The organism is Vibrio sp. Isolate30 (assembly GCF_022397975.1).
GTDB lineage: Bacteria > Pseudomonadota > Gammaproteobacteria > Enterobacterales > Vibrionaceae > Vibrio > Vibrio fortis.
Genome location: NZ_JAKEUS010000001.1, coordinates 294,588 through 309,929, shown reverse-complemented (window position 1 = coordinate 309,929; position 15,342 = coordinate 294,588). Strand labels below are relative to the sequence as shown.

11 protein-coding genes are annotated in these 15,342 nt (G+C 43.7%); 4 read left to right on the top strand and 7 right to left on the bottom strand.

Features of this window, described 5'->3' with window-relative positions:
* Nucleotides 1-98: 98 nt before the first annotated feature.
* From L1D60_RS01435 to L1D60_RS01425, 3 genes are all read right to left on the bottom strand, one after another.
* Nucleotides 99-2,243 carry a GNAT family N-acetyltransferase gene (locus tag L1D60_RS01435; RefSeq protein ID WP_239839396.1) on the bottom strand — a complete coding sequence of 715 codons (2,145 nt, stop codon included), beginning with the start codon at nucleotides 2,241-2,243 and terminating at the stop codon, nucleotides 99-101.
* 87 nt (nucleotides 2,244-2,330) lie between these two features.
* Complete coding sequence (locus tag L1D60_RS01430; protein ID WP_239839395.1) at nucleotides 2,331-3,305, bottom strand: ParB/RepB/Spo0J family partition protein; 975 nt, start codon at nucleotides 3,303-3,305, stop codon at nucleotides 2,331-2,333.
* A 5-nt stretch (nucleotides 3,306-3,310) separates the two neighbouring features.
* Nucleotides 3,311-4,528 carry a ParA family protein gene (locus L1D60_RS01425; RefSeq protein WP_239839394.1) on the bottom strand — a complete coding sequence of 406 codons (1,218 nt, stop codon included), beginning with the start codon at nucleotides 4,526-4,528 and terminating at the stop codon, nucleotides 3,311-3,313.
* Nucleotides 4,529-5,837: 1,309 nt separating this feature from the next.
* Between L1D60_RS01425 and L1D60_RS01420 the strand changes: the two genes are divergently transcribed.
* Nucleotides 5,838-7,811, top strand: a complete 1,974-nt coding sequence (locus L1D60_RS01420; RefSeq protein ID WP_239839393.1) for a replication initiator protein RctB domain-containing protein — start codon at nucleotides 5,838-5,840, stop codon at nucleotides 7,809-7,811.
* A gap of 384 nt (nucleotides 7,812-8,195) precedes the next feature.
* Here L1D60_RS01420 and L1D60_RS01415 read toward each other — a convergent pair whose 3' ends face one another.
* From L1D60_RS01415 to L1D60_RS01405, 3 genes are read right to left on the bottom strand one after another with little or no spacing between them, the layout of a single operon-like run.
* Nucleotides 8,196-8,672 carry a transcriptional regulator gene (locus tag L1D60_RS01415; RefSeq protein WP_239839392.1) on the bottom strand — a complete coding sequence of 159 codons (477 nt, stop codon included), beginning with the start codon at nucleotides 8,670-8,672 and terminating at the stop codon, nucleotides 8,196-8,198.
* Complete coding sequence (locus L1D60_RS01410) at nucleotides 8,669-9,601, bottom strand: ATP-binding cassette domain-containing protein (RefSeq protein WP_239839391.1); 933 nt, start codon at nucleotides 9,599-9,601, stop codon at nucleotides 8,669-8,671. The genes L1D60_RS01415 and L1D60_RS01410 overlap by 4 nt, the downstream gene beginning before the upstream one ends.
* A gap of 9 nt (nucleotides 9,602-9,610) precedes the next feature.
* Nucleotides 9,611-10,435, bottom strand: a complete 825-nt coding sequence (locus tag L1D60_RS01405) for an ABC transporter ATP-binding protein (protein ID WP_239839390.1) — start codon at nucleotides 10,433-10,435, stop codon at nucleotides 9,611-9,613.
* Between the two features lie 363 nt (nucleotides 10,436-10,798).
* On the opposite strand from L1D60_RS01405, the gene L1D60_RS01400 reads away from it, so the two are divergent.
* Both L1D60_RS01400 and L1D60_RS01395 read left to right on the top strand, forming a co-directional pair.
* Nucleotides 10,799-10,993 (top strand): hypothetical protein, encoded by a 195-nt coding sequence (locus L1D60_RS01400; RefSeq protein WP_032553733.1) that lies wholly within the window; start codon nucleotides 10,799-10,801, stop codon nucleotides 10,991-10,993.
* A gap of 205 nt (nucleotides 10,994-11,198) precedes the next feature.
* Nucleotides 11,199-11,747, top strand: a complete 549-nt coding sequence (locus L1D60_RS01395) for an NADAR family protein (RefSeq protein WP_239839389.1) — start codon at nucleotides 11,199-11,201, stop codon at nucleotides 11,745-11,747.
* 75 nt (nucleotides 11,748-11,822) lie between these two features.
* Here the strand turns inward: L1D60_RS01395 and L1D60_RS01390 are convergent, their stop codons facing one another.
* Entirely contained in the window at nucleotides 11,823-12,581 is a 759-nt protein-coding gene (locus L1D60_RS01390) for a transporter substrate-binding domain-containing protein (RefSeq protein WP_239839388.1), read from the bottom strand.
* Between the two features lie 86 nt (nucleotides 12,582-12,667).
* Here L1D60_RS01390 and L1D60_RS01385 point away from each other — a divergent pair, with 86 nt between their 5' ends.
* Nucleotides 12,668-15,043 carry a response regulator gene (locus L1D60_RS01385; protein WP_239839387.1) on the top strand — a complete coding sequence of 792 codons (2,376 nt, stop codon included), beginning with the start codon at nucleotides 12,668-12,670 and terminating at the stop codon, nucleotides 15,041-15,043.
* Nucleotides 15,044-15,342 lie beyond the last annotated feature (299 nt).

Genomic DNA, 15,342 nt, shown 5'->3' with positions numbered 1-15,342 from the left:
GCAAAACAGCCGATATGAAAAGCGAGTTTACAGTGTAAATTGAGTCCTAGTTCAGTTTACACTGTAAATCGATGAGTCGGATGGATTAGAGGCTGTCTCTATTTACACTGTAAATTTGAAAGCAGCAATCCAAGATCCTGACGAAGAGCGGATTCAGTTTGCTTGCGACCAGCAAGATTGGCCAATTCAGAACACTGACTCCATGACTTTTTCTGAACAACTTTCCAAAGCAACAAGTCTGTCACTTGTTGAAGGCTCGATTTATCCAAGCCGTAGATTAAGTTCTCAAGCATAAAGCCGACACTGTCAAAACCATTTCCGCCCTCAACGTAGTGAGCAAGCAAAGAAGAATTGTCTATACTCGACGAATTGCCAAGTTGAGAGGCAATCAATGAACGTACGATAGAAGGCTCCAATGACGCATATGTCGTCGACAACAGATAACGCAAGCTCGAGTCAAAGTGAAGATTTCCCTGAACAATCCAATCATGACTGTTTTCATTCAAAGCTCGGCACATCAATAGTGAATGACAGCCGCTAGATTGATCGCGCTGATGGCCAAGATGAACAGAGACAAAGTCGTTGCTACACCAAAAATCGATAAGCTCGTGAGTCGCACCAAAGCTCGTTGCCAAATAATCAAAATCAATATTTGACCTCACTAAATGACCAATCATTTGCTGCCCTACTCCACGACCTTGAATATCAGGGTGAACAGCAATTCTCATGATCCTAAGGCATTTCTCAACTCCAGCCTGATGGAGTCCTAAATGATTAGCGATAAGTGTTGGTCCCAGATGACCGCGAGGGCGACGCTTTCCAAGTTGAACGTCTTTGATAAGCTCATCATCCAAAGCGCCCTCTTCAACCGTCAAAACACAACCCAAACACTGCTGATTTGAAAACAGTGCATGCAGTGACATTTCTGGGTTGTCCAAAAGTTGAATCAAATCATTGGGAGACGTTTGATAATGAGCGCTGACTAACAAGCCAAAACATTGAGCCAGTATTGTCGGGTTGCCGAGTAACACCTGCTTATCAAATTGATGCCAGGACAATTCATCAGAGTTAAGCTCAACATCTTTAGGCAACACGTTGATATCAGAATCCAGTAAGAAAGTCTCAAACAGCCAATCTTCCAAAGGGTCGTTTACGTTCCAACGTATAGGTTGTTCAAGTTTAAATGAGCGCCAATTCGGACGATGCTCAGAGAGCCACTTTTCAAACTTGATACCAAAGCCACGCCCACTCCCCTCATAACCATGCACCGTGGTTGAGAAAACCATACGATGATAACGCTCGACCATACGCTTCAACATTGGCAGTGGGATTGCAGCCGCTTCATCAACCAACAGAAGGTCACAATCAGGCTGAGTTCTGAGTACTTCGTCAGGTGCAACAAAAACGATTCTGCTTTTGCCGCTAACGAGTGTATGACGGTTCTCCATCGAAGCGTTCGGTAGTTGCTGTTGCGCGTGTTCAAACAGAGGTTGAACAGCCTTAACGTTGGGCGCTGTGACGACGATAGTAACGCAGTCTTTTGACTTCATAATATTGGCCGAAGCGATCCCCAGAGCTGAGCTTTTACCGCGACCGCGATCAGCCGTTAGAACTAAGGGGCGTTTACGATGACCAAACATGACCTTTTCTATCGCTTCAATCGCGTGCTTTTGTTGCGCGTATTTATCGAAGCCATCAGGTGCAAATATCGTGTCAGTTAGTGTGGGAGGTTCCGACTCTTTTGACGGAGCTTGCTGAGATAAACCGATGAGCTTATCAAACTGAAGCTTTAGCCAAACATCAGACAACGCTTTATTGCTTGAAGAGGCGAACGGATTGTTATTTAAAGCCCCATCAGTTTTTGAAAAAGTCGTATCACAATCTGTTGGTGGAATAATAAAAAGAAGCCCTCCTCCAACTAACGCACCTGACGCAGCGGTAAAGCTGTTTGCATCAAATCCAGCTTTAAAATCACAAATCAAAACTTGGCACTCTTGGCCCAGTAACTGCTGCCCTTTATTAAACGCAATCGTAGTAACGCCGGGCATATTCAGGTCACCCAAAACGAACGCCTTGTTGCCATCTAAATTGGAGTTATCTGAGTTTGAGTTATTTAAATAAGTGAGATAAGACTGCAGCTCATTGGATTGCCACGCTTCATCGCCTTCGAGTAGAACGCCGTAGCGGTGGTTATTATGAAAGGCAATCGTCGAGAGTTGAGTTAAGAAAGGAAGAGTCGTCATAAATTGTGTCCACGTTCATCTCAACACAGTTTATCACAGGTAAAGAAAAAGCCGCATCAAGCGGCTTTTAATTGATTTACTAGGAGCTTAGTTAAGCTTAGATTGAACAAAAGCGAGGATCTCTTCCATCGTCGCATCATCCACTTTTTTAAGGTTCAACGCTAGGTTGGCACCTTTACGGCTATAAGAAGCGCGACCTTTAACCAACTCAACTTTTGGTGTGGCCTTTTTCGCTGGTGCTGGCGCTAGTTCAGAAATCCAGTTCTCTAGCGTTTCAGTCACATCTTTTGTCAAACGCGTAACACCTTGTGCGTCGCTACGCTGCCAAACAAAACCATCAGTAGCATCACATTTAGTCAGTAAGCTTTGTTGCTGCTCTTCATTCAAAGCACCAAACTGTTTGTGAAGTTTTACGATAGTTGGACGACCCAAGTCACTTACATTTGGGTAAGCTTGTAGCAACTCCAATGGAAGCGAGGCTGCTTTTAATGCGCCACTCACTAACGCTTCACTACACTGGAACATTTTCGCCAATGCTTTTTGATCTTCAGCTTCGCCTTTGTCTAACTTAGCTTGCATCTCTTTACCTTTCTCATAAAGAGACAGAGGCTTGTGTGCATTCGCAACGTCAGAAAGGAACTTTGCGTGTTCGCCGTTAATGTTCTCTGCGATATAGATAAGGAACTCTTTGTCCGCAAGAATACAAGACATACGACGACGGCTACCGTCTAGAACCTCAATCTTGCCATCTTTGTTCTTGCGACCAACAGCTGGGTATTGTTGTCCACGCTCTTTCAGTGTGGTTAAAACGTCAGAAAGTGCGTGTTCGTTAAGAAAAGATTGCTCACGCGCATTCTCTTCAAAGACTACGGTCTGTGTTGCCACTTGGTCAGCAGGAATACGAACAAGCTCAAAAGACACCATTTGTTCACCAGCAACAGCCAGTTCAATCACTTGAGCCTGCTCTTTTGCTGCCGTTTGAGCTTCTTGAGGAGTCGCTACTCGGCGCTTATTCGCTTTACCAAATAGCTTTGCATTTAAGTCAGATGTTTTAATTGCCATGTTGATTATCCCTGATTAAGTGAAGGCCAGTTACTGTGTAATACACGCTCTAATTCGAGAGCACTCTTTTGAACGGCATCTTGAGCGACAGCCAGTGTCTTTTTACCGCCTTCAAAATCACTTGTCGTTAAATCAAAAACCGTGCTGTAAGTATCGGCACACGTTTCAAATGCGCGGCTACGAGGAATAGTTGCCATCATAACTTGATCATTCAACAGGTAGTTCATTTCTGTTAATACAGAAACCTGTTTCTTGTTGTCATCTTCAAACATGGTTGGCATCAAGCGAATGAACTCAAGGCCTTTCCAATCGTCCGGGAACATTTCGTAAACCGTCGGTAGGTGCTGGAAGAAGTTAACGGTTGATGCCCAATCAAGACGCTTAGCAGCACATGGGATCAATAGAGCGTTAGACGCGTACATTGCATTCCATACTAGCGGGTCAACGTGTGGACCGGTATCAATCATGATCACGTCAAAATCATCAGCAATTTTATCAATCAGTTTCTCTTTCAATAGACGAACAATATCGAGAGATTGGTCTTGAGACAGACTCTGCCATGCTTCCGCGTTGAACATCGCATCTTCAGGGAACGCAGACACCGTTTTCAAGTTCGGGTACTGCGTTGGAAGTAGAACATTTTTATGTAAGAACGCCGAATCCACTTCTTGGCCTTCTGGCACATTATCCAACATGATATCAACAGCCGAATAGATACTGTCGTGTTCCGTACCACTGATTTGTGGGTTCAAAAACAGACGCAAAGAGCCTTGTGGATCAAGGTCAATCAAACAGATACGGTAACGCTTATCCAAGTTAAGAGAGAGACAAGCAGCTAAATGTACCGCTGTCATTGATTTACCCGTGCCACCCTTCTGGTTCTGAACGTTAATAATCCAAGGTTTATTGTCTGCGTGTTTCTTGCGTTCGTGGAACTTAGCTACCCCAGCAGCATCCATTAGCATGTGTGCTTCGGTAAGAGAAATCGAGTAATGGTTGGCGTTATTTTTTGTGAACTGATGGCCTTCCGATTCAAGCTTAGTGATCGCTTCGTCTAGTTTACGACGAGTTAGACCTGAGCGTGTCTCCATCATTGCCTTAGACATTGGAGGAAAGTGCTCATCACTTCGCTCCTCTAAGATGATCTCAATTCTGTCAGCCTGAACTTGTTGAGTCTGTTCGGCTAGCTGATAGAGCTTATCAATCGTTTGTTCTCTTTTCATTGCCAATTTCCGTTATGGTTAACTTAGTAAGAATTGTACAGCAAATAAGGACAAATCCAACAAAAACATGAACATCCATTTATGAGTAAAATCACATAAAATTGATTGCTTGTGTTGTTTTGTGTGCTAAGTAATGATGACAGCTGAACAAAAAATCACCCCAAATATCCACGATAATGCGTCACCCAACTAGCCACTTTTAAAATGTTACATTGTCACCAATTTACAATGTAAATGAATTTTAGTGCATTTTCTTCGGAACGATTGAAATTCAAGCACAGATTACGGTGAATGTGATTTCTATTGAAAAAACAGGTTTTGAGGTTTTGAGGTTTTGAGGTTTTGAGGTTTTGAGGTTTTGAGGTTTTGAGGTTTTGAACAGAATTCTATAGAGTCACAGTTCAATCAAGCCTTCATGAGCAATTAAATAGAAATCGTGGCAAACGCGATATTGGACGCATCTAGCACTGTCAGAACGGAACTATGATCAAGGAGAGTCACCATTTCATTGTTCCACAAAACCACGGTCGACGAAGCATGATCAAGGGATATTAACCCATCTCTTGATCAAGCCATTGTGCTTTTCAATAAGATCCATCTTCGGAAAAATGATCAAGTGTATATAGCTCCGGAAGCATGTAATTCTGAGTCTAAATTACGGAAGAATGTAGATAGACTGGGGTTTGAGCCCTAATTTCGAGGTTTGGCCTGAAAATTCAATCAACATATAATTGAAATACAAATGTCACTTTATTTCGTGATCATGCTTCCCCAACAGTGCCAACGATTGGCTTGAATGGAAGATTAGGTCCTTAAACCTCAAACAAGGCGAAATATTCGGCAATGACGAGCAAAACCACAGCAAATTCCCCTTTCCATGATCATCGTTCCTAATCATGTGTGACGAATTCTATTCACAATTCAGTTCCATAGGCGACGAACTCATTCCCTTCTGTGGATAAGCTGTAGAGTGCTAATGATCATGCTTTCGGAACGATAATGATCATAGTTACAATAACTTAGTGATCATCGTTCTGGCGTTTATTGATCATGCTTTCCGAATTACTTTGATCATGTTTTCGATAGTTATATGATCATGCTTTCCAGTGCTATATTTTTTTATCTCTATTATTCAGCAACTTACAAGGGTATTAGCCGCCAGATCATTAGATCACTTAATCAATTAAGATCAGATTAATCAAAAAGATCAGTTATTTAAAAGATAATAAATTCTCTTTATTTATGATCATTTTTTCTTTATTCTTCAGGAACTATAGTGAAATTACGGCTAGTGTGATACGGATCAAAAATGAAACCAGATGAAAAATTACTGATTAAGGCAAGAAGCCACAAAGATGGTCATTTATTTGAGGTATCAGAAAGCGCAGTAGAATGGATAGAGCAGTATCAACACTTTAAGGGCGTTACCAAAAGTATTGTTGAGCTCCTTAATCTGATCTCCCTGCGTGGTTTTAGCAGTAAAGATGGTTATGTATCCACAACTGAAATCATTGATGCTACAGATGGTCAAGTCACTCGTGCCGCACTTCAACAACGACTACGAGCAGCCGTTAATATTGGCCTTTTCAAACAGATCCCGGTTCGCTTCGAAGAAGGTCTAGCCGGAAAAACCATGCTTCATCGCTTTGTTAATCCGAATCAATTAATCTCAGTACTCGGTGCAACTAGCTTAGTCACTGAAAGCGTAAAACAGAGCGAGAAACAGAAACGTTCTAAAGCATTGGCTCAAACGAAAGTGAATAAGCGTTTGCTGAACGAGCACGGCTTAAATACGCCACCAACGATGAAGGACGAGGCGGATCAATTTATCGTCTCACCGACTAACTGGGCTGGTATTATCGATCAAGCGTTAGCGCCACCACGCACTCGTAAAAGTTATCAAAAATCGATGGTTTCGATCTCAGGAACACGAGCTGTGATCGAGACAAGATCATCGAAAAATATCATGACTGTTGACGATCTTATGACGTTGTTTGCACTGTTTACGCTTACGGTGCAGTATCATGATCACCACCAAGATGATTATCATCTTGATGCAAAATCAACACCTAACAAAACGCCACTGTACATTACGGATATTCTTTCTCTTCGTGGTAAGAAAGACAGTGGCCCAGCACGCGACTCCATTCGCGACAGTATTGATCGTATCGAATTTACCGATTTTCAATTGCATGAACTGACCGGTCGCTGGCTGAGCGAGAATATGCCAGAGGGCTTCAAGAGTGACCGATTCCGCTTTCTAGCGCGTACTATCACAGCGTCAGAAGAGGCACCAACAGAGGGCGCTGACGGTGAAATTCGCATTAAACCTAATCTGTACATTCTTGTTTGGGAACCTTCGTTTTACGAAGAACTGCTTACTCGCGATTACTTCTTCCTGTTTCCGCCTGAAATTCTGAAGCAGCATACCTTGGTATTCCAGCTCTACTCTTACTTCAGAAGCCGTATGGCGCGTCGTCATTCCGATTGCATGTTGTTGAGTGAACTGAACCAAAAACTTGCGAGAAACATCGATTGGCGTCGTTTTTCGATGGATTTGATCCGAGAATTAAGGAAATTGGGTGAAGTCAGCGATCAAGACGATACATTCTTAGTCAATTTATGGGGTTACCATCTAACGATCACCTCAATGATCGAAAAAGATAAAACGGTCGATTACCAGGTTGATATTAAGTGCAATGTGGAAGAAGTTCTTCGCTATTCACGTGCTCGTACCACCAATGCGGGTAAGCGCAACATGGCGCCAACATTGCCAAACCCTCTGCGCAATGAAATGGTGTCGAAACAGAAGTTAGAAGAGCTGTCAGAAATTATCGATGGAGAGTTCGAGCCTATTCAGCGAAAAGCGCCTTCACCGCGCGGCAAGTTGGGGCGTCGAGTTAAGCTGAGAAAGCACTCTGTTGAGATCAATGCTGATGAAATCACCATTACTCTTTCTCGATATACCTCTCCAGAGGCTCTAGAACGCAGTATAACGGCTCTTTCCGCTATGACAGGACATTCACACGCTTCAATTAAAGAAGAGTGCTCAGAGCTTGTAGAGAAGCTTGATTGGTTGAGAGTGGCAGAGGAAGTGATTCCTTACGAAACGTTAAGCCGCACCATTGAACTGTATAACGATCGTGATACCAACAAACACCTGTCGATCGAACGCTTGATCTCCGGATTGGCTGTAAGACGAAAAGTGTGTAAGCAGATTCATGAAGGGCACTTGGACGAGAACGTCTTTCAAGCATTAGATGAGATGGCCATCGGTCACTAAGTTGATGTGCTTCTGAATAGGCTAGAAGTTGGCGAAATAGTGACTCGATGAATCGTTTCATGAAATTGATTGGATATTGATGGTAAACGCACCTAACGCTGACAATTCACTGACATTGAGCTTGATGCCACTGGTTATTATTTATCCCGAATAGACAACCTTTTGTCCTTTCTTATGATTAATAGATTGGCTCATATTTTGTTACATCATACTGAATAGATTTTTCGCGAGTTCCACTGGAGCTCGCTTTTTTTTTGCCTAAAAATCAGTGGCTAAACTTGCCATCAAAGTGATTATTGGGCGTTGTTCTGGTCTCAGTATCGAAAGCATGATCAAGAGTGAGATCCGAAATTAGCCGTGATTTCCTTGATCATCTTTCCGCGATCAATGAACGTAAGACGGTTGATTCACTTGATCACCGTTATGCGGGTGATGAGTCATGAATTTTACATGGGATTCGATCAATCTTTCCGACTCGCTTTGCCAACGTGGGTCTTGTTGCTGGTTAGCAAATTCGAGCGCAAGCACGCATAAATGTTGCATACGTTTTGTGCACCAGTCGCGCAGTTCTGTTTCCGCCGCAGCATCACTCGATACCGCTTGCAGCTTACTATAAGCAAACATCACGAATTGAAAGGCTTTATCTGACTGGTCGATAGTGGATTGTTTGTAGTGGGTATAAACTCGTAAACAGCCATCGAGCCAACATGCAATCGCCTTACTCTGCTTGTCGTTGATCAACGGCCCCCAGATCGCATCTGGAGGCGTTAAGATCAGACTTTCGAGTTTGCTTACTTGATCATGCTTTCGAGAGCGATACCAAGTTTCGATGCTCTCTAACCATGCGTCTAATTCACTCATGCAACACTATCCCAATGTTTTACAAAATGATTTTCAGCAACTTGATTCACTTGATGCTGAATAATACTGCTCCGCTCGCGTACGAGGTCGGCATCTACTGAATAGTTTGGTTCATTTTTTACCAGTTCGCCAAATGGAAGATCGGGATCCGGTACTGCTGAAATCAGCAGCTTGGTGTAAGGGTGCTGTGGGTTGGTTAGGATCGATTGAGTTGATCCCCACTCGACGATCTGCCCTTTGTACATGACCGCGGTCTCTTCTGCTATGTAGTGAGCGGTCGCGAGATCGTGGGTGATGTAAAGGAAACCGATACCGAGCTCCTTCTTCATTCTTTGCATGAGGTTTAATACGCCCAAACGAATTGATACATCGAGCATTGAGGTCGGCTCGTCAGCCAAAATCACTTGTGCGCCCACACCGAGTGCTCTTGCTAGATTAACACGCTGTCTTTGGCCTCCACTGAGCTCATGTGGGTACTTAGCCAAAGTTTCGATAGGAAGCTCGACCAGATCTAATAACTCTTTGAGGCGGCTCTCAAGCGCTTGTTTTGAGTCTACCTGTTTGTGAATCTTAAGCGGGCGAGTTAGATGGTGCTCTATGGTGTGAGTCGGATTGAGTGAGCCAAATGGGTCTTGGAATACCATTTGTACCTTGCTGCGGTAATCTAGAATCTCCTTACGGCTTTTAAGCGTAGAGATGTCCTGACCATTAAACAAAATCTCACCTTCGGTGGCAGGGTAGACCTTGGTCATCAATCTTGCACAGGTGCTTTTACCACAACCTGATTCACCCACCAGCGCCAAAGTCTTCCCCGCATAGAGGTCAAAGCTGACGCCATGTAGTGCTCTGAAAATCTCTTCTTTGCCCAGCCCACCACCGACCGTGAACTCTTTAACGACGTTTTTAACCTGAATAATTGGTTTCTGCATCATGATCTCCTAGCTCGCAATCGCGTGTGACTGTTCGTGAATATTTGGGAATGAACTCCATAGCTTTTGGGTGTACTCGTGCTGTGGGTTGTTACGGATTTCATGGGCATCGTTGACTTCGACAATCTGGCCATAGCGCATAATGGCAATGCGATCGCACAATTGGCTCATTAGCGCCAAGTCATGGGTGATGAATAGGATAGAGAAACCGAACTCTTCTCTTAGTTGGTGTATCTGTTGCAAGATCTCCCGCTGTACTACCACATCAAGCGCGGTTGTTGGCTCGTCCATTATGATTAGCTTGGGATTCAATGCTAGTGCAATGGCAATAACTAGGCGTTGTCGCATCCCGCCACTGAACTGGTGAGGATACTCAGGAAGACGATTGCGAGGGATGTTGACCAGATCTAACAGCTTCTCGGCGCGGTCTTTAGCTTGCTCGTCGTTCATTCCTTTGTGATGACGAAGTACATCGGCGAACTGCTCTTGGATGGTCAATACTGGATTTAGAGAGTTCATGGCACTTTGGAATACCATGGCAATCTCGCTCCAGCGTAATGTGTTGAGTTGAGAATCGGAGAGTTTCAATAGATCTTGTCCATTAAACAAGATCTCGCCACCAGAAATAAAGGCAGGCGGCTTGTGCAGGCGGTTAATGGCAAAGGCGATGGTGCTTTTGCCACACCCTGATTCACCGGCAAGGCCAAAGATTTCTCCTCTGCCAATATGGAAGCTCACAGACTTAACCGCATTGAAGTCACCATCGTCGGTGATGTAGTCGACACAGAGGTTTTTTACCTCAATCAGTGGCGCGCTTTTTAGTTCACTGGACATAGTTATCGCTCGTTATGATATTGATAATTATTATCAATATCATGTTGTACTTATAGGGAAAGCAAAGAGCTCAGAAATATTGAAGTGACTCGTAATTAATTTGTATCCGTTTGCAGGAAATTTCAGGGGAGCAAGTCGTCTGGGAGGCCACGAAAGTGAGAGTTAGATCAAACCACATTTCTTATGGGGAATCTTTTAAATGTAATGGCATAAATTCGGCTTGGCAAAGTATAAATGAGGCATTTGTTAATTAGCTTTATGAAGCGTCGGAATCATCACATTTCGGTACAGAAATTCTTAACAACAGAAATGGCATTTGCTACAGATTACCTGTCCATTACATGGTGCTTTTCGGAGGAAAACATGTCCATTAATTCAATCAACCATGATGAAATGACGAATATCGCAAACAAGTGGGATGGTGATGAAGAAGTATCCCTAAAACCAGAGAAACAGATGAAATCGGCTGAAGCTCGCCGTCGTATTGAGGCTCTTAGAGAAATTAGAGAAAGCGGTTTGAGCCTTGAAGAAGCGAGAGAATTAGGCTTGATTCATTGATCTTTGATCAGTTCTTTTAGAGCAGCGCAATGCTGCTCTATCTGTCTCATGTTCCATTGTACTGCACTCTATTCCTACCACTTTAGTGAACCCCATTCACAGACTCATAAATCATAAGCTCCCCCTATTTGACACTACCATTACGCAGCACTAGTTTTAAAAGAAAAGATAGGCGCTGAGATGCACTGTTGGTGAGGAGTAGACAATGGCGAGTCACAAAGAGGTTCTGTTTTATGAGCCCGAAGATCCAAATGGTTACCTTTCAAATTTTGCGGCTTGCCCAATTCGTGTGGGAGATAAGGTGTGGGCCACCAGCGAGCACTATTATCAAGCAATGAAGTTTACCTGTGAAAAGCTGAGGCAACAGATTTACACAGCAAGCTCGCCCGCAGAAGCTTTTTCACTGAGTCGTGACTTTGACGCGCAAGTGCGTGACGATTGGTATGACATTCGTGTGGACGTTATGCGCTTTATCGTGACGGAGAAATTCAAACAGAATCCTTGCTTCGCGTTGTTTCTTATCAATACGGGTGATTCAGTGATCAAAGAGCATTCCCACAAAGATAGCTTTTGGGGAGATGGGGGAGATGGCAAGGGGGAAAATCATCTTGGTAGAATCTTGATGAGCGTGCGCAGCCAGCTTAATGCTCAGCCTGTCTGTTTAAAGCCTATGGAAACACACCGTGAGCGAGATTTGTTTTCTGTACCACTGTTGTTTGCACGTCCAAGAGAAAGCTTCAAGGCGCAATACTAATCACGATACTAAAAAGCCCCAAGTGAGACTTGAGGCTTCATTTTTACAAAGGTTGATCAAAGGTATGTGGGTAAATTAAAGGTATTTGTTAACAATATCATCAAGTTGCCCATTATCTCTCATTTCTACTAAGCGCTGATTGATAAATGATTGCAGTTCAGGCTTCATTTGAGGGTCAAAGGCGAGGTGAATAGGGTAATCATTAATTACCGAACCAAACCTTTGTAGCTGGTAGTCATTGATATCAAGGTTTTGATCGTTGAGGTTGTACTTGATTCGTGACTCCATTTCGACAAACACAGTGTCTCCAGGAGTTCGATTCAGAACACGGAAGGCGGCAGTATAGTCTTTCACTCGAATTTCATTGAGTTTGCCTTCGGCAATATAAGGATCAAGGTTTGGGTATTCAAACCCCAGCAGCAGTACCACTGCCTTGCCTTCTAGATCGTCGATGCTATTGAACTCAAATGGTTTCTTACTGCTGCTTAGTAGAGCGTGTTTTACATTGTAAATTGGGATGTCTGAGAGGTTCTCAGCTTGGATATTTCCCCAGCTTGGGCTGCCATAGGTTACCCAGTTGTCGTTTTCTCGAGCTTCAAGCTTAGAGATCATGCGATTGAATGGGTAGGTGTGATAGTTGATGTCGTAGTTGCTGTCTTCGAAGACGGCCTTGACGATGTCTGTCACCATGCCTTCATGCGCACCGCCTTCTTTTTCTATTTGAAAAGGTTGAGCTTGGCTTGCAATGATGTAGTAATGGAGTGGTTCGGATGAGAACGCGTAACCACTTGAAAATAAAGCTGCTATTGCAGTTGAAAGAAGATATTTTTTCATAACCTTCCCTGGTTATTTGTAGGACGACTACTATTATACTAGTTGAGTAATAGTAATTTACTAAACTTAATAAACGGAACTTATCTATGGTGAAACAAGGAAAGCGCTATATCGGATTATCTCGACAACTCATCGGGATTATTATCGCTATCAGCACTTTGTTCACTGTTATTGTGACAGGGCTCAGCCTATATGTTGAGTACCAAGATCGCGTTTCTTACATCAGCACTCAAATTGACCAAGTAAAAACGGGTCACCTTCCTGGATTAACCTCAAGCCTTTGGGTTGAGGATCGCGATCAACTGCAAGTACAAGCAGAGAGTGTGTTTCAGCTACCTACGGTCAGCTATCTTCTTATTGAAGACGATAACCAAGTTGTGACTGAGTTAGGGCAACCCATTGTCGGTAGAGCCTATTCCAAAACTTGGGATATGGTTTACAAGATGGGGGGGAAAGAATACCCGCTCGCGACATTGACAGTGCAGTCAGACCTTAACCTTATTCTGGATGATTTTGTTGATCGAGTATTGGTTCTGGCCGTATTTGAGGCAGTGAAGGTATTCCTGCTATCACTTGTGTGTCTGACCGTTGTTTATCGCCTTGTCGTTCGACGTTTGATGACCATCTCTTCTCAAATTGATGAACAAGACCAGAAAGCTGGCCCGCAAAAGCTAGCACCGGTTGGACATACCTACTCTGATGAAATCACCACACTTGAGTATAGCTATAACCAGTCAATCGAACGTATTCGTCAGCAATATGAAGAATTAAAGCAGGCAAAGGAAGCCGCTGAAGTCGCTAACCAAAACAAGAGTGAGTTTCTGGCGAATATGAGCCATGAAATACGCACGCCAATGAATGGGATCATCGGTTTATCATCGTTGTTGGCGGATATGGATATGCCCAAAGAGCAAAAAGAGTATGTTCGCATGCTCAACACTTCATCATTGACGCTCTTAGACCTTATCAACGATATACTCGATTACTCTAAGATTGAGGCTGGGCATCTCGACTTACAATCAGAGCCTTTCCGGATTGCTAATATTATTGATGATGTAGAGTCGACATTCCGTATTAAAGCTGAACAAAAATCGTTGAATTTCCAATTGGTAACCGACCCGCGTATTCCAGCGGTGATCAAAGGCGATGGAACTCAACTGCGTCAGGTGCTGAATAATTTAGTCGGCAATGCCATTAAATTCACGGAACAAGGTCATGTGACGCTCTCCTTGTTCTTAGAGCCATCATTGAATGGCGCCCCAAACAGCGACAAGGTTCGAATTAAGTTTGAAGTGAAAGACAGCGGGATCGGGATTGCGGAGGATAAGCAGGTCAGCATTTTTGAGAAGTTCCAACAAGCTGATGGCAGTACCACTCGAAACTATGGCGGTACCGGACTTGGTCTGGCGATCTGTGAGAAAATTGTCACATTGATGGACTCTAAGCTGGAACTGTACAGTATTGAAGGTAAGGGCAGCTCGTTCTACTTCTCCGCTGACTTTGATGTGTGCAGTGAAGTGACACAAACCCAAGTAGATATGAACAAGGTCTCGGTGTTGCTAGTGGACGACAGTCAGCTCAATATGCGCATTACTTCCGCTCAACTGAAAGCGTTCGGTTGCGAGTCGGTCAGTTGTGATGGTGCTGAAGAGGCCGTTAAATTAGTGGCAGCTTCGCTAGAGAAAAATACCCCTTACGATTTAATATTGATTGATAAGGTAATGCCATCCGTTGATGGATTCCAATTAGCGGAGACCTTAACGCAACGATTCAAAGACCAGTGCCCACTCCTTGTGATGATATCCGCAGATCCACACCTTGAGGACGAGCAGAGAGCTAAGCAAGTGGGTTATGTGGCGTATATTGCGCGTCCTTACCACGATAACCAATTAAAGTGGACGGTGAACCGTGTCCTCTCAAACCGCGCTTCTGAGAAGGGCTTCACTTATGCCAACCGAGGTGAAGTATCATTCAAGTCTGTTTCGACTGAGCAACCGTCTCCTGAAGCAGAATCTCAAGCAGAGCAAGCACCACTGCCGCAATTTGAAGGCAAAGCGCTGGTGGTTGAAGATTCGCGAGTGAATCAACAAGTCGCCAAGATGATGATCAAAAAGCTGGGGCTTGAGGTAGATATTGCTGAAAACGGTAAGATCGGCGTTGAGATGTATCAAAAGGCGGACTACAAAATTGTCTTTATGGATTGTCAGATGCCAGTACTCGATGGTTTTGAAGCAACCAAGTTGATTCGTGCCATCGAAGAGGGCTCTGAGCGACATGTACCCATTGTTGCCCTAACCGCTAACGTGGTGCAAAGAGACAAGCACCTTTGCTTTGAGGCAGGGATGGATGAGTTCATCGCCAAGCCTGTTAACCAGCATAAGCTGTTGGCCGCTGCTGAGAAGTTCTTGAGTCAGCCAAAGCAAGCACAAGACAAAGATGGAGTGGAGCAGCAAATCATTTAGATCTTCTCACGTCTAGACACACCAACGGGTCATACAAGACTGTTTGTATGGCCCGTTTTTTTGTGCGCGTTATGCTCTGATCCGTTTGACAACAAACTTAATCAATCATCCTATTGTAACAATTCATTCACACTTGGCCTGTCTTGTAAACCACGCTTTTAGTGTTCAATCGCTTGATTGGTTTGACTTTCAGAGCCCTTACTATTGGGTGTAACATCTTGTTTACATTTTTCGGGGTAACTTGTCGTTTTGACTGATTTAATTGAAGATTTTCAATATTTCGAATTCTGTTCCACGTT